Source organism: Rahnella contaminans (genome assembly GCF_011065485.1).
Lineage (GTDB): Bacteria > Pseudomonadota > Gammaproteobacteria > Enterobacterales > Enterobacteriaceae > Rahnella > Rahnella contaminans.
The window spans coordinates 90,911-109,292 of record NZ_JAADJS010000007.1; the positions used below are offsets into that span (position 1 = coordinate 90,911).

At 52.9% G+C, this 18,382-nt stretch carries 15 protein-coding genes; 2 read left to right on the plus strand and 13 right to left on the minus strand.

Annotation, left to right across the window (positions count from 1 at the left end; genetic code table 11):
• Window positions 1-149: 149 nt before the first annotated feature.
• The 12 genes from wecG to trxA all read right to left on the minus strand — a co-directional run bounded on the left by wecG (window position 150) and on the right by trxA (window position 13,266).
• The gene (gene wecG, locus GW579_RS22210; protein ID WP_152324767.1) at window positions 150-890 is read right to left on the minus strand and encodes a lipopolysaccharide N-acetylmannosaminouronosyltransferase; all 741 of its coding nucleotides are present in this window, start codon (window positions 888-890) and stop codon (window positions 150-152) included.
• Complete coding sequence (gene wzyE, locus GW579_RS22215) at window positions 880-2,253, minus strand: ECA oligosaccharide polymerase (RefSeq protein WP_165061926.1); 1,374 nt, start codon at window positions 2,251-2,253, stop codon at window positions 880-882. Before wzyE ends, wecG begins: the two co-directional genes overlap by 11 nt.
• Window positions 2,250-3,332, minus strand: coding sequence for a TDP-N-acetylfucosamine:lipid II N-acetylfucosaminyltransferase (locus GW579_RS22220; protein ID WP_165061929.1), 1,083 nt, complete (start codon window positions 3,330-3,332; stop codon window positions 2,250-2,252). Before GW579_RS22220 ends, wzyE begins: the two co-directional genes overlap by 4 nt.
• Window positions 3,329-4,579, minus strand: coding sequence for a lipid III flippase WzxE (gene wzxE / locus GW579_RS22225; protein WP_152324764.1), 1,251 nt, complete (start codon window positions 4,577-4,579; stop codon window positions 3,329-3,331). Before wzxE ends, GW579_RS22220 begins: the two co-directional genes overlap by 4 nt.
• A 1-nt stretch (window position 4,580) precedes the next feature.
• Window positions 4,581-5,711 (minus strand): dTDP-4-amino-4,6-dideoxygalactose transaminase, encoded by a 1,131-nt coding sequence (gene rffA / locus GW579_RS22230; RefSeq protein WP_165061964.1) that lies wholly within the window; start codon window positions 5,709-5,711, stop codon window positions 4,581-4,583.
• Window positions 5,712-5,715: 4 nt separating this feature from the next.
• On the minus strand, window positions 5,716-6,405 hold the full coding sequence (gene rffC, locus GW579_RS22235) for a dTDP-4-amino-4,6-dideoxy-D-galactose acyltransferase (RefSeq protein ID WP_206739022.1): 690 nt from the start codon (window positions 6,403-6,405) through the stop codon (window positions 5,716-5,718).
• 2 nt (window positions 6,406-6,407) lie between these two features.
• The gene (wecC, locus tag GW579_RS22240) at window positions 6,408-7,670 is read right to left on the minus strand and encodes a UDP-N-acetyl-D-mannosamine dehydrogenase (RefSeq protein WP_152324761.1); all 1,263 of its coding nucleotides are present in this window, start codon (window positions 7,668-7,670) and stop codon (window positions 6,408-6,410) included.
• Between the two features lie 2 nt (window positions 7,671-7,672).
• The gene (gene wecB, locus GW579_RS22245) at window positions 7,673-8,797 is read right to left on the minus strand and encodes a non-hydrolyzing UDP-N-acetylglucosamine 2-epimerase (protein ID WP_165061932.1); all 1,125 of its coding nucleotides are present in this window, start codon (window positions 8,795-8,797) and stop codon (window positions 7,673-7,675) included.
• A complete protein-coding gene (gene wzzE, locus GW579_RS22250) occupies window positions 8,794-9,846 on the minus strand; it encodes an ECA polysaccharide chain length modulation protein (RefSeq protein WP_152324759.1) in 1,053 nt (350 codons plus the stop codon). The genes wecB and wzzE overlap by 4 nt, the downstream gene beginning before the upstream one ends.
• A gap of 44 nt (window positions 9,847-9,890) precedes the next feature.
• Window positions 9,891-10,976 carry a UDP-N-acetylglucosamine--undecaprenyl-phosphate N-acetylglucosaminephosphotransferase gene (gene wecA, locus GW579_RS22255; RefSeq protein WP_152324758.1) on the minus strand — a complete coding sequence of 362 codons (1,086 nt, stop codon included), beginning with the start codon at window positions 10,974-10,976 and terminating at the stop codon, window positions 9,891-9,893.
• A 288-nt stretch (window positions 10,977-11,264) separates the two neighbouring features.
• Window positions 11,265-12,524: a transcription termination factor Rho gene (gene rho / locus GW579_RS22260; protein WP_101079467.1), complete on the minus strand. Its 1,260-nt coding sequence runs from the start codon at window positions 12,522-12,524 to the stop codon at window positions 11,265-11,267.
• 415 nt (window positions 12,525-12,939) lie between these two features.
• Window positions 12,940-13,266: a thioredoxin TrxA gene (gene trxA / locus GW579_RS22265; protein WP_013577537.1), complete on the minus strand. Its 327-nt coding sequence runs from the start codon at window positions 13,264-13,266 to the stop codon at window positions 12,940-12,942.
• A gap of 118 nt (window positions 13,267-13,384) precedes the next feature.
• On the opposite strand from trxA, the gene rhlB reads away from it, so the two are divergent.
• Both rhlB and gppA read left to right on the plus strand, forming a co-directional pair.
• Complete coding sequence (gene rhlB / locus GW579_RS22270; RefSeq protein ID WP_101079469.1) at window positions 13,385-14,677, plus strand: ATP-dependent RNA helicase RhlB; 1,293 nt, start codon at window positions 13,385-13,387, stop codon at window positions 14,675-14,677.
• A 6-nt stretch (window positions 14,678-14,683) separates the two neighbouring features.
• The gene (gene gppA, locus GW579_RS22275; RefSeq protein ID WP_152324757.1) at window positions 14,684-16,177 is read left to right on the plus strand and encodes a guanosine-5'-triphosphate,3'-diphosphate diphosphatase; all 1,494 of its coding nucleotides are present in this window, start codon (window positions 14,684-14,686) and stop codon (window positions 16,175-16,177) included.
• A 61-nt stretch (window positions 16,178-16,238) separates the two neighbouring features.
• On the opposite strand, the gene rep is transcribed toward gppA, so the two are convergent.
• A complete protein-coding gene (rep, locus tag GW579_RS22280) occupies window positions 16,239-18,263 on the minus strand; it encodes a DNA helicase Rep (RefSeq protein WP_165061938.1) in 2,025 nt (674 codons plus the stop codon).
• Window positions 18,264-18,382 lie beyond the last annotated feature (119 nt).

Below are 18,382 nucleotides of genomic sequence, written 5' to 3' on the forward strand. Positions count from 1 at the left end.
GGCGTTATGTTTCCGTATTTCCCGACGAGTTGCAAACGCCTATTGAGAAAGATAAGCACTGATATGAAAAGCGGACAGGAAACTCATGCAACAGAAGTGAAGAAATGAGAGGTAGCGCGCCGTCCTGAAGATTCAGAACGGCGAAATCATTACAGACGACCGGTATAGTAATAACGGACAAATTTCAGCAGTTTGAGCTGACGGCGCAAACGGCTGGGCTGTAAAATCAGGCGGTATAACCATTCCAGCCCCATGCTTTGCCAGATTTTTGGCGCCCGTTTAACGTGGCCGGTGAAGACGTCGTAAGTCCCACCGACGCCCATATAGAGCGCATCCGGATAAACTTCACGGCAATCGCGCATCAGGATTTCCTGCTTCGGCGAGCCCATCGCCACCGTCACAATTGCAGCCCCGCTGCTTTTGACCCGTTCAAATAAAGCGTTTCGTTGCTCCGGCGTAAAGTAGCCATTCTGGCTGCCGGCAATATTGACGTTCCACTGGGCGCGCAATTTTTCTTCCGTTTGTGCCAGTACGTCAGGTTTACCGCCAATCAGAAAGACCGGCGTGCCTTCACGACCGGCGCGTTCCATCAGCCCTTCCCAGAGATCGGCACCGGCGATACGGGACACCTGCGCCTGTGGATATTTTCGGCGAATAGCCCGCACCATGCTGATGCCGTCGGGATATTTGTATTCCGCCACTTTAATCAGTGCGCCCATTTCCGGATTGCTTTCGATGGTCAGCACTTTCTCGGCATTCATCGCCACCAGCGAACCGGTTTTCACCTGATTTTCGGCAAACAGATAATCAATAAAATGTGCCATATCGCGGAAGCCCCACAGTCGGATCCCGCGAATATCGTATTGTGGAACATTATTCTCAGAGTTCATTCAAATTCCTGCCAGAGTGAGGCTCCATGAGGTTTTTTCTGCGCGGAATTTTGACACGGATAAGCCCGGCGGCATCAAACATCCAGTACAGGAGTTTGGCGACAACCAGACACGCGCCGAACACCAGGCAGAAAAACACCACCCGTGAGAAGAAGGAGTCCACGCCTTCACGGGCCAGCACAATCATATTAAAGACCGCACCGAAGCAAAAACTTTGCAAGATAGCGGCTTTATAGCGGTTGGTGTCCGCTTTGCCTTTTTCGTACAACCAGTCGAACCATTTCATGATCATGCCCACGGCGACAGCACCCAGCGGAATAAACCACACGCCGCCCATCACCACCAGAGAACCAATCAGGGTCGGAGAAATCGCCAGGCCGGAGTGGTTATCGAGCACTTCCCAGGTGAAATAGTTGGCAGAATTGAGCACGATGCCCGGACGGTCATGCCACAGCCAGGTCGGGATGAAAACGTAGAAATCACGCGCAATTGGCGCAAGACCCTGGAAGCTGATTTTATCGTAGTTCTGCAACAACAGCCCCAGATTTTCCCACGGAGAAAACGTGTCGCGCGTCAGATACAGGAAAGTATAAATCGCTTCCGGGCCGCTGACGTTCAGGCCATAGCGTTTAAGTGCCAGCCAGAACATGCCGACAATGCCCAGCACGCCCGCCACCGCCAGCATCCACAGACTGATCCAGCCGCGCACAATGCCGATAAACAAAAACAGCGCAAATGCGATGATGATATTGGCGCGGGTTCCGCCGACGATAACGTAGGTCAGGAAACCAAAAGCCACGGTACTGGCGAGGAAAAAAAGCCAGCGGCGGATATCCGGTTTGATGAAAAACACCACCAGCATCGCCGGAATGAAGAAGTAAAAGAAGCGCTTAAGCGCCACACCGGAGACATCGCTGGAGAAAATCTGGCTGTAGGATTTCAGCTTAAACAGCAGAAAACCGTTGTGCATAAAGAAGATGGAAACTGTGACGACTGCAATCAGCGCCAGCAGCATCCAGGTCAGATGGGTTTCGACCCGGTTCATCGTAAACAGCGGGCGTGAAGGCCCGTCGCGTTTAGCCTTCAGCCGCGTTTTGTAGCAAACGTAATAAATGCCATAGAAACAGGTCGCGGCCAGCATGGCCTGTAACAGATTTTCCACCGGCACCACTTTGACGTCAAACTGGAAAACCAGCAGACAGGTCAGCGGAAATCCAAAGTAGAACGTCAGCAGATACAGTAACGAAAATAAGACGTTAAAGTTGAAACGCACGCGCCGGAACTCTTTGTACGTCAGCGTGAGAATAAACAACAGCGACAGCACGTAAACGACGGTCAGGCCGCCTAATTGTGCCAGCGTCATGACGTTTCTCCCGCCGCGAGCAGTAATGCCTGCTGCCAGCCCGAAATATAGTTCGGATTAAAGAAGGCGATGTTTTTGCGATCGGCATTCAGTAACTGACGCCGCGCTTCAGCGACCACTTTTTCATCCAGCATATCACCGTAGAAAAGCACCGGCAGATGCTGCTCGGCCAGATCCTGCCAGAAAGGATTCTGACGGCTGACGACAAACGGCACGCCGAACTGAATCAGAAGGCATTGCGTCCCGATACCCTGCTGACGGTCGAAAATAAAATAGCCCAGCGAGCAACGACGCAACACATTCAGATAATCGTCGAACGCCATGGCGCCGGTCATCAGGTCAACATTTTCGGGCGCAAACAGCGTTAATGCTTCAGTGCGAACCTGCTCAATATAAGTCTGATTATCCGCCGGATATCCCATCGGGATAATCACGCGGATACCGCTGCCGAACTGCTGATGCAGCGAACGCAGTGCTTCAATGTGGCGGTTACTGCGGTCACCGGAATTCCCCACCAGCACTGTCATCTGCCCTTCGGGTTCCGGCAGATCAGCGGGTTGGGTCAGCGTCGGATCCATCCGCGTCGGAAAATACAGTAAAGAAGACGGCGTACGCGGGTAGCGCTGATGGAAATAAATCAGGTCGCCGCGCGTGGCAAAGACATGCCCGATACGTCCCTGCGCCAGGCGGCGCATGAAATAAAACAGGCGGAATTTCAGACCTCCGGCAGATTCATACAAATCTGCACCCCAGATATGCCAGTTCGCCTGCGAGGCTTTGATTTTGCCCGTCAGCAGCGCGAGCCAGAGCGTGGGATTAAATTGCCCGTGGAAGAAAAAGTGGTGCGTCCGGTCTTGCGCGCGGGAAATCACCGCCGCCGCCAGCGTTTTTTTGTCCGGATAAACCCGAATGTCCAGGCGCGTAAACTCAGCAAACGCCGAAGCATCCGCCGCCGCGACCATAAAATGACAAATCCGCTTTTCAGGCGTGCATTCGGCCAGCACGTCGTTGAAAAAGCGCAGTACGGTTACATTATGATGAGGGATGTCAGATCCCAAAACGTGAATCAGCGTTGTCATGCTCGTCTACGATAGATAACAAAAACAGTGCAGCACGCGGCAAAATAGACGATATACGTCGCCATATACGCCTGCGCGGCGCCCAGAGAACCGTGAACCGGGATCAGCCAGTGTGAAAAACCGGTCAGCAGCGCGAACTGACTGATTTCTGTCAGCACATAAAAGCGCAGAGACGCGCGGGCAATCACCAGATACCCAAAAACATACGAGCCTACTTTCAGTACATCGCCCACCAGTTGCCAGGCGAACAAATCGCGCATCGCGATAAATTGTTTTGAAAACAACAGCCAGATAGCAAAATCGCGCAGTAACCAGACCGTGAAACTGACTGCGGCCACGACGGGGATGACAAATTTCAGCGACTTCACGATTTCCCGGGAAATATCCCGTTTATCGGTCAGCCGGGATAATGTGGGCAACAAATACACGCTGAATGAGGCGGTGATAAATTGCAGATAAGCATCCGAAATACTGCTGACGCCCTGCCAGATCCCCACATCTTTCCAGCTGTAATGTTCAGCCAGCAGATTTCGCATCATCACATACGCCACCGGGATCGTGACAGAAGTGATCAGCGCCATCAGCGTAAATTTGCCGAGATGGCTGGCAATAAAACGATCCCAGCCCGGTTTTAAGTATTCCAGCGGAAAGGATTTGCGCTTCCACAACATACCAGCCGCGGGCAGGATGACCAGCGCAGGCACCAGCGCCAGACCGGCCAGCGCGCCTTCGTAACCGCCCAGTTTGAAGCAAGCCAGATAAGCGACTAAACCAATCAGACTTCCGCCAATCACCGCCAGCGCGTTGCCCATCGCGTCGCGATACCCTTTCAGGATTGCCTGAAAATAGTTGGCATAGGCAATGCCCATCTGGATAAAGGCCACGGCGCGAACGACCGCCTGATAGCGCTCATGCCCGAACAGACCGCTACTGATCGGCGCAGCGAGCAGCAGAAATATCGCCGCCAGCAGAGTGGAGAAACCTAAAATCAGCGATGACGACGTCCCGAGCACGGCTTTAAGGTGCTCAGGATTATCATGGTGTTCGGCAACATATTTGGTGACGCCATTGAAGATCCCGGCACCGGACAATACGCCCAACACCGTGACCATCTGACGGAAATTCCCCGCCTGCCCCACGCCCTCCGGCCCGAACGCCACGGCCAGCAATTTAACTACCAGCAATCCGGTGCCGATTTTAATCAGCGTGGAACCGGCGGTCCAGACTGACGCTTTTGCCAGCGACATGTCAGGCGAAGTATTGCAGCATGGCCGCAATCACAGTGCGCTGTGTGTCGTCGGTCATGTTGTAGAACAACGGCAGGCGCACCAGACGCTCACTTTCCTGCGTGGTAAAGCAGTCGGTGCCAGAGAAACGCCCGAAGTTTTCGCCAGCCGGACAGGCATGCAGCGGAATGTAATGGAATACGGTGAGGATATCTGCCGCTTTCATATGACGGATGAACGCATCGCGATCTTCGATATCGTTCAGTCGAACATAGAACATGTGGGCGTTTTGCACACATTCCTGCGGAATAGCCGGAAGCTGGATACGTCCCGCATCGGCCAGTTCCTGCAAGGCTTCATAATACTGATTCCAGATAGCCAGACGGCGCTGATTAATCTTTTCAGCGGCATCCAGATTTCCCCACAGATACGCGGCCTGCAAATCAGACATCAGATAGCTGGAGCCGATATCGCGCCAGGTATATTTATCCACCTGCCCGCGGAAAAACTGGCTGCGGTTGGTGCCTTTTTCGCGAATGATTTCAGCACGATCAATCAGCGCCGGATCGTTGATCAGCGTCGCACCGCCTTCGCCGCCTGCGGTGTAGTTTTTCGTTTCGTGGAAACTGAAACAGCCGATGTGGCCGATCGTTCCCAGCGCCTTGCCTTTGTAAGTCGACATCACGCCCTGCGCGGCATCTTCCACCACGAACAGATGATACTTTTCAGCCAGCGCCATGATGGCGTCCATTTCACAGGCCACGCCTGCGTAATGCACCGGCACAATCACTTTAGTTTTAGCCGTAATCGCCGCTTCAATCAGAGTTTCATCGATATTCATGGTGTCCGGGCGGACATCCACAAAGACGATTTTCGCGCCACGCAGAACAAACGCATTGGCGGTCGAGACGAACGTGAAGCTCGGCATAATCACTTCATCGCCGGGCTGGATATCAAGCAGCAATGCGGCCATTTCCAGCGACGCCGTGCAGGACGGCGTCAGCAATACTTTCGGGCAGTTAAAATGCTGTTCGAACCATTTCTGACAGCGCAGCGTGAATCCGCCATCGCCGCAAAGTTTGCCGCTGCTCATCGCCTCGCGCATGAAATCAATTTCAGTGCCAACAATCGGCGGCGCATTAAAAGGGATCATCATTTCACCTGTACAGCCAGTACGCCGTGCGTGTGACTTTGCCACCGCTGGCGAGATAAAGGTTTAAAGCCGGAAGGTTGCCGGTTTGTGTCGCGACGTGAAGACGCGAAACGCCCTGACCGGCACACCATTGTTTCGCAGCCGCCATTAATGTCTTGCCCACTCCCCGCCCCTGACATTCAGGTTTGACGGCCAGCAGGCCAATTCTTGCTTCGCCCTTGGCTAACTGGCGCAGCGTCACAAATCCGCTCGCGTCATCGGCCCACAGGCAAAGATGGTCGAATGTGCCCAGCACCGCTTTTTCCGCCCACATCGCGTAAAACCGCGCGCTGTCATCCGGCTGATACCACGGAGACCGAAAACGGCTCAGGCGAAACGCCTGACGGGCAATCGTCACCACGTCCGCAATATCTTCCGGCACCGCCAGACGCCCGGCGGGCAACGCGATATCCTGCGCACTCACCGCGACGCACACATCGGTTTCACCTTCGGCCAGACGAAAGCCGAGCGCGGACAGCGCATCCAGCATTTCGGTCTGATCTGCATCCACTTTTGCCTGCACCAGCGCATATTGCGCCAGCGCCTCAGGCGTCACGACGGTTTCCACCGACGCATCCAGGCTCAATTTGGCACTGCGCAACTGGAAGAAATCGCTCTCCCAGTCGAGCGGTTCAATATTGCCGTGGACGTGCAGGCTCACCGCCACACACCTTTGGTGTCTACGATCCAGGACTGGCGGATCGCGCTGGCCGGGATCGCCTTAAACGAGGTGTGATCAACCAGCATCACCAGCAGATCGGCATCTTTCAGGGCATCATCAAGAGAATGCAGTGTCACTTTTTCTGCCAGCGATGCCGGAAGCTGATGAACATTCGGTTCAACGGCCCAGGTCTCGCCTGCATGCCAGTCGGCAATCAGGTGGGTGACTTCTACGGCAGGGCTTTCGCGCAGGTCGTCGATATTCGGTTTAAACGCCAGACCAAAGCAGGCGATTTTGATTTCAGAAGCGCGCTTGCCGGTGGTGGTAAGGCAATCGGCCAGCGCGGCCTTCACGCGATCAACCACCCAGTGCGGTTTGCTGTCATTCACTTCGCGCGCCGTACGGATGATCCGCGCAAGCTCAGGGTTCTGCGCCACAATAAACCACGGATCGACCGCGATACAGTGGCCGCCAACGCCCGGTCCCGGCTGTAAAATATTCACGCGCGGATGGCGGTTTGCCAGGCTGATCAGCTCCCAGACATTAATGCCCTGCGCATCGCAAATCAGTGAGAGCTCATTAGCGAAAGCAATGTTGACGTCGCGGAAGCTGTTTTCGGTCAGCTTGCACATTTCCGCCGTACGCGAATTCGTAACCACACATTCTCCTTTCAGGAAAATGTTGTACAAATCACTGGCGCGCTGCGAGCACACGGAGGTCATCCCGCCAATCACGCGGTCATTTTTGATCAGCTCAACCATCACCTGGCCCGGCAAAACGCGTTCAGGGCAGTAAGCAATATTGATATCCGCCTGTTCACCCGCCTGTTGCGGGAAGCTCAGATCCGGGCGAACTTCGGCCAGCCATGCTGCCATTTGTTCTGTCGCGCCGACCGGAGACGTAGATTCCAGAATGATCAGGTCACCCTTTTTGAGTACCGGCGCCAGAGAGCGCGCGGCGGATTCCACGTATTTCATATCCGGCAGATGATCGCCCATAAAAGGCGTCGGCACGGCGATCAGGAAAGCATCCGCAGGTTCGGGCTGAGTGACGGCGCGGAGGAAACCGCCTTCTACCGCCTGTTTTACCAGCGTGTCGAGATCGGGTTCAACGATATGAATGGCGCCACGGTTAATGGTCTCAACCGCGTGCTGATTGATGTCCACCCCCACGACTTTTTTCTGGCGTGAGGCGAAGGCGGCAGCCGTCGGCAAACCGATGTAACCCAGTCCGATTACAGAAATAGTATTGAAATTCATGGTCATACCCGATGATTTTTTAATGCATCAAGAATATGGCGACACGCGTGTCCGTCACCATAAGGATTGTGCGCCCTGCTCATGCTGTTGTATTCGTTTTCATCGCTCAGCAGACGGTTCACTTCCTTAACAATTTTTGTAGGATCAGTCCCGACCAGACGTACCGTACCGGCATCAACGGCTTCCGGACGCTCTGTGGTTTCCCGCATCACCAGCACCGGTTTCCCCAGTGAAGGCGCTTCTTCCTGCACACCGCCCGAATCCGTCAGAATCAGATAGGCTTTATCCATCAGATAAACGAAAGGCAGATAATCCTGCGGGTCGATTAACACGATGTTGTCGATGCCCGCCAGAAAACGGTTTACCGGCTCACTGACGTTAGGATTGAGGTGCACCGGATACACAATCTGAACATCCGGATGCTGGCGGGCGATATCGGCCAGCGCCGAGCAAATCCGCTCAAAACCGCCGCCAAAACTTTCACGGCGGTGACCCGTTACGAGGATCAGTTTTTTACTGGCATCGAGGAACGGATAGGTATTGGCCAGCTGCTGCGCCAGAGACGCATCGCTGTTAAAGCGATCACGAACCCACAACAGCGCATCAATCACCGTATTGCCGGTGACGAAAATGCGGCTTTCAGGAATATTTTCCCGCGTCAGATTCGAACGGGCGTTTTCCGTCGGGGCAAAATGCCAGCGCGCAAGATGACCGGTCAGCAGGCGATTGCCCTCTTCCGGCCACGGCGAAGAAAGATCACCGGTGCGCAGACCGGCTTCGACATGACCGACCGCAATCTGATGATAAAAAGCCGCCAGACTCGCGGACAGCGTCGTGGTGGTATCGCCGTGAACCAGCACGACGTCCGGTTTAAATTCATCAAGCACCGGCTTCAGGCCAGTCAGAATACGGCTGGTGATTTCCGTCAGACCCTGCCCCGGTTTCATAATATTGAGGTCATAATCGGGCGTAATCTCAAACAGACGCAGTACCTGATCGAGCATTTCACGGTGCTGTGCCGTGACACAAACTTTAGATTCAAAAGCCGCATCCTGCGACAAAGCAAGCACCAGCGGCGCCATTTTAATGGCCTCCGGACGGGTGCCGAAAATCGTCAACACTTTCACAATGTGTTTCTCTTATTTTTACGACGCGTCAGGGCAACTCCTGCCCCGATTAAACCACCGACAATCCCCCACATGATCATCAGGAACACACGGCGCGGGCTGTCACGTTTTACAGGTTCCTCAGGCGTTCTGAGGTAACGGTAAGTCTGGAATTTCGCGGTCAGCGTCGGGCCCACATTCAGCGTCGACAGCATGGCGCGGTTCTGGTCGTAATCCAGATCATAACCCGGCCCGGAAGCCTGTAATAATTCCAGGCGCGCTTTCAACATAGGCACACCCAGCAGGAACATGTCGGAATCAGGCAGCTCTTCAGCTGGCGTGTCCGTCACGCTTTTGGTGATGTTTTGCTGCTGGGCGATTTTCAGCGCCTGCTCGGTGTTATTCACCGTGCGTTTGAAAATGCTTTGCGCCACTTCTTCCTGGCGTTTGACCTGCGCTTTCATCGACTGCGTCCGGGCAGCCCATGCGCCCTGCAACTCATCGTAAAGATGCTGCGCCGCGCGCTGGCTGGCGAAATTAACATACTGACGCAAAAGTTTGTTGGCATCAGCGGCATCTTCCGCCGTCAGTTTCACAATGTCGTTCGGGACTTTCATTGCATCGCGCGGTGTGAACTGAATATCGTTAATCAGATCATCGAGCAAAACGGCATCCGCGCGCGCATCATTTTCCAGGCGCTGCTTGTAATAAGGGCTTTGCAGCCAGAAATCACGACGGGTGTCGTAAGCGGCCAGCTGCATCACAAATTCATTATAGGATTCATCAGAGATCGGCGGACGACCGGTATCCGACGGCAACGCAGTGCGCACATCCAGATTACGCAGGAACTGCGCTTGTGAGAAATAAGACGAGAGATTGTTCACGGTGGGACGGTCGGTAATGGCCGTCGAGCTCCACTCCTGTTTCATCAGATAAGAGGAGCCCAAAGCCACTAACGCGAACAGTATTGCCAGGCCCGCAATCCAAAATTTACCTTTCCATAAGGTGCAGCACAAACCACGAATATCGAGTTCATTTTCGATGTCACGATCATTCTGGTTTCTTATCATTTCTGGTTTATCCACAGCCAGTATGCCCTTGTGTAAAAGATGAATTATTGAGGAGATGAACGGCGCAAACGCCTTTTAAGACGTTTGATAAACCGGGCCACGCGCCAGGCGTGCTTGATGCAAACGCCGTACAGCAGGAAAGCGACAAAGAATAAAGCCAGCATGACCCATTCAGGCACGAAAGGCAGATGTTCGCCAATCACGCCAACCGCCGCCAGAAGTGCAGCGGCCACGGTAATTAGCATAAAGGCCTGACGGGAAGTAAAGCCGGCGCGCATGATCAAATGATGAATGTGCTGGCGATCGGCAGAAAACGGACTCATGCCTTTGCGCAGACGTCGGTACATGATGGCAACCATATCCATCAGAGGGATTGCGATAAGCCAGAGTGCGGTCACCGGGTTCATCGGATGCGTTTCGCCTTGCGTGCTTTGCAGCAGGATCCAGATGACCGTAAAACCAATCAGCGTACTACCCGCATCGCCCATGAACACTTTATAGCGAGGGCCGAAGACGCCCAGATTGAGCAGGATATAAGGCAAAATGGCGGCAATCATGGCGAAGCACCAGAGCGCCAGTTCCATGTGACCACTGCCATACATGATGATGCCTAAAGAACCGAAACTGACGCAGGATAATCCGCCCAGAAGCCCGTCGATACCATCCACCATGTTAAAGGCGTTGATCGCCGCCCAGACGGCAAACAGGGTCACCAGATAGCCGAACGGCCCGAGTGCCATTTCCCATGGGCCGATAAGATGCCCGAGATTACGTAGCGTGAGATTTGCGAAACTCATCATCGCCACGGCCACCACAGCCTGCACCATTGCGCGGGTTTTTACACTGATATCGAAACGGTCATCGAGCGCGCCGACCAGTACCAGCAAGCCCGCGCAGGCGAGATAAAGGTTGCCATGCGGAATGACATAGCTGGTGATAAGAAAGGCGAAACAAACCCCTGCATACACAGAAATACCGCCGACCAGCGGGATCAAACCCTGATGGCGTTTGCGAAAATTGGGTTTATCTACGAGTCCGATTTTATTCGCCACCTTCCGGGCAACGAACAGAAACAGGAATGAAAAAACGAAAACAATGGCAAGCTCAGTACTCATATTGAGTAAATTCACAGTTAAGAGATCTCTTCTGCAAAAATAAGGTGCGTGGAATCGAGAGCATCATAAACCTCACAGCCTTAAATCAAATCCTATGGTGACAGTTATGGTTTTGTCTCAGGCAAGACCTTATCTGTTGCCATTTCTTGGGCAGTAAACCGATAAAATAAAGAAAGGGCACTGGAAAAACCATCAGCTATTATCCGAATAGTCTGACAATTTCACCAAAGTAGCATTATGGTAGCTACCAAAAGCAAAAAACGCCACGGCTTAGCGTGGCGTTAGTTTGAGTTTTACACCAAATTACGAACGTTTCATCATATCGAAGAAGTCGTCATTGGTTTTCGTCATGGCGAGTTTGTTGATGAGGAATTCCATTGCATCGATCTCACCCATCGGGTGAATGATTTTACGCAGGATCCACATCTTCTGAAGTTCTTCTGACGTGGTCAGCAGCTCTTCTTTACGGGTACCAGAACGATTGTAATCAATCGCAGGGAATACGCGTTTCTCAGCGATTTTGCGCGCCAGATGCAATTCCATGTTGCCGGTACCTTTGAATTCTTCATAGATAACTTCATCCATTTTAGAACCGGTATCGACCAGCGCAGTAGCGATGATGGTCAGGCTTCCGCCCTCTTCCACGTTACGTGCTGCACCGAAGAAACGTTTTGGACGGTGTAAGGCGTTGGCATCCACACCACCGGTCAGAACTTTGCCTGATGACGGAACCACGGTGTTGTAAGCACGAGCCAGACGGGTAATGGAGTCCAGCAGGATGATGACGTCTTTCTTGTGCTCAACCAGGCGTTTGGCTTTTTCGATGACCATTTCAGCCACCTGAACGTGACGGGATGCCGGCTCATCAAAGGTAGAAGCGATAACTTCCCCTTTAACCAGACGCTGCATCTCGGTTACTTCTTCCGGACGTTCATCAATCAGCAGAACCATCAGCACACAGTCAGGATGATTGTACGCAATGCTTGTCGCGATATTTTGCAGCAGCATGGTTTTACCCGCTTTCGGCGGAGCAACAATCAGACCACGCTGGCCGCGGCCAATCGGAGCAGCCAGATCCAGTACACGCGCGGTTAAATCTTCCGTTGAACCATTACCACGTTCCATACGCAGACGGGAATTTGCATGCAGAGGGGTTAAGTTTTCGAACAGGATTTTGCTGCGGGCGTTTTCTGGTTTGTCGTAGTTAACTTCGTTAACTTTCAACAGGGCAAAATAACGTTCACCTTCTTTAGGTGGGCGGATTTTACCGGAAATGGTGTCGCCAGTGCGAAGGTTGAAGCGGCGAATTTGGCTTGGTGATACGTAGATGTCGTCGGGGCCTGCGAGGTAGGAACTGTCTCCGGAGCGGAGGAAACCAAATCCATCCTGCAATATCTCCAGTACGCCATCACCGAAGATGTCTTCTCCGCTTTTCGCATGCTGCTTCAATATTGAAAAGATAATGTCTTGCTTGCGCATGCGGGCCTGGTTTTCCAGCCCCATATTTTCGCCGAGTGCAATCAGGTCAGAGACCGGCGTATTCTTTAATTCGGTAAGATTCATAATGGTGGGTTCTTAAACTCGGGGTATGTCTCGAACATCTGTCGTGAATGGGTATGGCAGGGTCATCCATGCCTGTTTATTGTATGACACTTCAAATCACAGCTTTGAAATCCAGCCGCAGGCAGTCGCTCGCGGGCGATATTCTAGAGGGGCAATGATATTGAAGGTGTCTTAAAGCCGATTTTGTTAAAACCGTTAGATGGTCAAGCACAGTGCCAGTTCAATTTAATTATTATTCAAAGAAACTTTATAGGCAGATGTTTTTGACACAACAGAGTAAAACGTAAGAATCAAACTACAGGTAAGCTCTATTTGCAGTAAGCGTAAACTTAGCACGCTTCTTGACAGGCGTCTAGCGGACAATGTGAAAAACACGGCAGCCCGCTAAACACCTGGCTTTGGTCATCCCGACCGATTACAGATTAGCTGTTAAGAACTCTTTCAGCTGACCTTTCGACAGTGCGCCAACTTTAGTTGCTGCGACTTCGCCGCCTTTAAATAACAGCAGGGTAGGAATACCACGGATGCCGTATTTAGGTGCAGTACCTGGGTTTTCATCGATGTTCAGCTTCGCGATGGTCAGCTTGCCTTCGAACTCAGTGGCAATTTCATCCAGAATCGGAGCGATCATTTTACAAGGACCACACCACTCTGCCCAGAAATCGACCAGTACCAGCCCTTCAGCTTTCAATACGTCGTTGTCGAAACTGTCATCGGTCAGGTGAATAATTTTATCGCTCATGTTCTACTCCAAAGGATTATCTTTACCTTGTTGATGTAGCATTAACCAACAGTAGGTTGACTTTATTTCACCGGATACGCTTTCGTAAAGCAATAGTTAGCTGATATTCTACCACACTATGAGCAAAACACACTTGACCGAACAGAAGTTTTCCGACTTCGCCCTGCACCCGCTGGCAGTAGAAGCCCTTGAAAAGAAAGGGTTCCATTACTGTACGCCTATTCAGGCATTGGCATTGCCGATCACGCTCGCTGGGCGTGATGTTGCAGGTCAGGCGCAAACCGGTACCGGCAAGACGCTGGCTTTTTTGGCGTCTACTTTCCATTATCTGCTTTCTCACCCTGCTGCGGAAGGTCGTCAGACTAACCAGCCGCGTGCCTTGATCATGGCACCTACGCGTGAACTCGCGGTGCAGATCCACTCCGACGCCGAAGCATTATCTGAATCTACCGGGCTGAAATTAGGTCTGGCCTATGGCGGCGACGGTTACGACAAACAGCTTAAAGTGCTGGAAAGCGGCGTGGACATCCTCATCGGAACCACCGGCCGTCTAATCGATTACACCAAACAGAACCACATCGACCTGGGCGCGATTCAGGTGGTGGTGCTGGATGAAGCAGACCGCATGTTCGATCTGGGCTTCATCAAAGATATCCGCTGGATCTTCCGCCGGATGCCACCTGCGACTCAACGCCTCAACATGCTGTTCTCAGCAACCCTTTCCTATCGTGTGAAAGAACTGGCGTTCGAAAACATGAATAATGCCGAGTCGATTGAGATCGAACCGGAGCAAAAAACGGGCCACCGTATTAAAGAAGAACTCTTCTACCCTTCGAATGAAGAGAAAATGCGCCTGTTACAGACGCTGATTGAAGAAGAATGGCCAGACCGCTGCATCATTTTTGCTAACACTAAACACCGTTGTGAAGACGTCTGGGGCCATCTGGCAGCCGACGGTCATCGCGTAGGTTTACTAACCGGCGATGTCCCGCAGAAAAAACGCCTGCGCGTTCTGGAAGACTTCACCAAAGGCACACTGGATATTCTGGTTGCGACTGACGTTGCAGCCCGTGGTTTGCATATTCCTGCCGTTACGCACGTCTTTAACTATGATCTGCCTGACGACTGTGAAGACTATGTTCACCGTATTGGTCGTACCGGCCGTGCGGGTCTGAGCGGTCATTCCATCAGCCTGGCTTGTGAAGAGTACGCGCTGAACCTGACGGCAATCGAAACCTACACCGGTCACAGCATTCCTGTCAGCAAATACAGCAGCGAAGCGCTGTTAACTGATTTACCTGCGCCGAAACGTCTGGCTCGCTCTCGTACCGGAAACGGTCCGCGTCGTAACAGCAATTCGTCTTCACGTCGCAGCAGCGCACCACGTAGCAACCGTAAACGTCCGGGCTGATAACCTATGCTAAGCTCCACCTCACTCTATGCAGCAATTGATTTGGGCTCTAACAGCTTTCACATGCTGGTTGTTCGTGAGGTGGCAGGCAGTATCCAGACCCTCGCCAGAATTAAGCGCAAAGTGCGTCTGGCTGCCGGTCTGGATAAGCAAAACCTGCTTTCTCAGGAAGCCATGCAACGTGGCTGGCAATGCCTGAAGCTGTTTTCCGAAAGATTGCAGGATATTCCCCGCGAACAAATCCGCGTCGTTGCCACCGCAACGTTGCGGCTTGCCAGTAATGCGGACGAATTTTTGAGGAAAGCTCAGGAAATTCTCGGTTGCCCGATTCAGGTCATTGCCGGTGAAGAAGAAGCCCGTCTGATTTATCACGGCGTTGCCCATACCACGGGTGGCCCGGATAAACGTCTGGTCGTCGATATTGGCGGCGGCAGTACAGAGCTGGTCACTGGTATCGGCGCACAGGCCACCACGCTTTTCAGCCTTTCGATGGGCTGCGTGACCTGGCTGGAGCGTTATTTTACCGACCGAAATCTGGCAAAGGAAAACTTCGATCAGGCCGAACAGGCTGCGACCGACATGATCCTTCCGATAGCGCCTCAGCTGATCGCCAATGGCTGGCAAATTTGTGTTGGTGCTTCCGGCACCGTTCAGGCGCTTCAGGAAATCATGGTCGCTCAGGGTATGGATGAGCGCATTACGTTGCCGAAACTTCAACAGCTCAAACAGCGTGCGATTCAGTGCGGCAAACTGGAAGAGCTGGAAATTGAAGGCCTGACGCTTGAACGTGCGCTGGTTTTCCCAAGCGGTCTGTCGATTCTCATCGCCATTTTCAAAACCCTGAATATCGAAACCATGACGCTGGCCGGTGGCGCACTGCGTGAAGGTCTGGTTTACGGCATGCTGCACCTGCCGATTGAACAGGATATTCGCCAGCGCACATTGCGAAATCTGCAACGCCGCTATCTGCTTGATAATGAACAGGCACAGCGCGTAGCACAGCTTGCAGAGAACTTTTCGTTGCAGGTGTCACAGGAATGGAAGCTCGATGCCCGCGCCCGTGAGCTGCTGAATAGCGCCTGTTTGATCCACGAAATCGGGCTGAGTGTTGATTTCAAAAAAGCGCCGCAGCACGCAGCCTATCTGATCAGTCATTTAGACTTACCGGGCTTTACGCCGGCGCAGAAAAAACTGCTGGCGACGCTGTTGCAAAACCAGAACGGGACGCTCGATTTACCGTTGCTCAATGAGCAAAACGCCGTCCCGCCGCGTCAGGCACAACGTCTTTGTCGCATTCTCCGGCTTGCGATTATCTTTGCCAGCCGTCGCCGCGACGACACGTTGCCCGCCGTGCGTTTACGGGCAAATGATGATGAACTGAATGTGATTGTGCCGCAGGGCTGGCTGGCTCAGCATCCGTTACGGGCGGAAGAGCTGGAACAGGAAAGCCACTGGCAAAGTTATGTCCACTGGCCGCTGTTCGTCGAAGAACAGCTCTGATTTTTCCGTAAAAAAACGCACCGAATGAGGCAGGGCTTATCCCCTGCCTTTTCTTTGCCTGTCAGTTTCCGCCTTTGGCTTTCGCCAGTTGTTCACGGATTTTCTCCAGATGGCCTTGCCCTTTCACCATACGCTCCTGCGCACTGACCACTTTACGCTCACTTTCCCAGGCCAAATCATCCTGCGGCAGTTCCATCAGGAAGCGGCTGGGTTCCGGACGAATTAATTCCCCGTACTGGCGGCGTTCACGGCAAAGCGTAAAAGTCAGCTCTTTTTGGGCGCGGGTAATGCCCACATACGCCAGACGCCGTTCTTCATCGACATTGTCTTCATCGATGCTGCTCTGATGCGGCAACAATCCTTCTTCCATGCCGACCAGAAACACATACGGGAATTCCAGACCTTTCGAAGCGTGCAGCGTCATCAGCTGAACCTGATCCAGTTCTTCGTCACTTTCACCACGTTCCATCATGTCACGCAGCGTAAAGCGCGTGACCACCTGAGTGAGCGTCATCGGCTCATCCAGATCGGTACCTTCGAGCATTTCGGTCATCCAGCTGAAAAGCTGATTGACGTTTTTCATGCGCATTTCGGCCGCTTTCGGGCTCGGCGAGGTTTCGAACAACCAGCTTTCGTAATCGATGCCGTGGATCAGATCCCGTACCGCCGCAACCGGTTCGCGTTCGGCCAGTTCAGAAATAGTGCCCATCCAGTGCGTGAACCGTTGCAGTGATTCCAGGCCACGCCCGGTCAGATACTGGCTCAGCCCCATATCGAAACTGGCTTTGAACAAACCTTTGTTACGCTGATTTGCCCACTCACCCAGTTTCTGCAACGTCGCTGCACCGATTTCACGACGCGGTGTATTCACGATACGCAGGAAAGCGCTGTCATCGTCAGGGTTAGTCAGGACGCGCAAATAGGCCAGTAAATCTTTAATTTCAGGCCGCGAGAAGAACGACGTGCCGCCGGAAATGCGGTACGGAATGCGGTTCTGCATCAGCATTTTTTCAAACAGGCGTGACTGGTGGTTACCGCGATACAAAATCGCGTAATCGCCATAACCGGTCTTGTTGATAAAGTGATGTGCAATCAGCTCGCCAACCACGCGCTCGGCTTCGTGATCTTCATTGTTGGCGGTCACCACTTTTAGCGTTTCGCCGTAACCCAGCTCAGAGAAAAGCCGCTTCTCGAACACATGCGGGTTGTTGGCGATCAGGATGTTAGCCGCTTTCAGAATGCGCTGCGAGGAACGATAGTTCTGTTCAAGCTTAACGACCTGCAACTGCGGGAAATCTTCTTTCAGCAGCACCAGGTTTTGTGGCCGCGCACCGCGCCAGGAGTAGATAGATTGATCGTCGTCGCCCACCACAGTGAAACGTGCGCGGTTACCAACCAGCAGTTTCACCATCATGTACTGACTGGTATTGGTGTCCTGATATTCATCGACCAGCAGATAACGCAGCTTGTTCTGCCAGCGCTCACGTACTTCTTCATTCTTCTGCAACAGCAGCGTGGGTAACAGGATCAGGTCGTCGAAATCGAGAATATTACAGGCGCGCATATGGTCATGATAAAGCCCGTAGCAGTGCGCGAAGATCTGATCGCGTTCCGATCGCGCAAGGCCCGCCGCATGGGACGGATCAACCAGATCGTTCTTCCAGTTTGAGATCGTCGAGATCAGCTGTTGCAACAGCGTTTTGTCATTTTCCAGCCACTTCTCGCTCAGCTCTTTGAGCAGCGCCAGCTGATCCTGATCGTCGAACAGGGAGAAATTGGATTTCATGCCCAACGCGGCAAATTCGCGTTTGATGATTTCAAGCCCCAGCGTGTGGAAAGTCGCGATCAGCAAGCCGCATGATTCTTTTCGCCCAAGGGTTTGCGCCACACGCTCTTTCATCTCGCGCGCCGCTTTATTGGTGAAGGTTACAGCCGCAATGTGGCGAGCCTGATAGCCGCATTCACGGATCAGGTGTGCGATTTTATTGGTAATCACCCTGGTTTTGCCGGAGCCAGCCCCCGCCAGAACCAGGCAGGGTCCGGTGACGAATTCGACGGCATGTTGTTGGCTGGGGTTTAATCGCATGGCGTATTTTTGCTCACCTGATGGACAAGGACGGCGATTGTAGCAGAAACGTCGCCTGAGATTGACAGCCTTTACGGTGCAATTTGTGATGTCTGGAATGCAGGCCGGAGTCCACATAC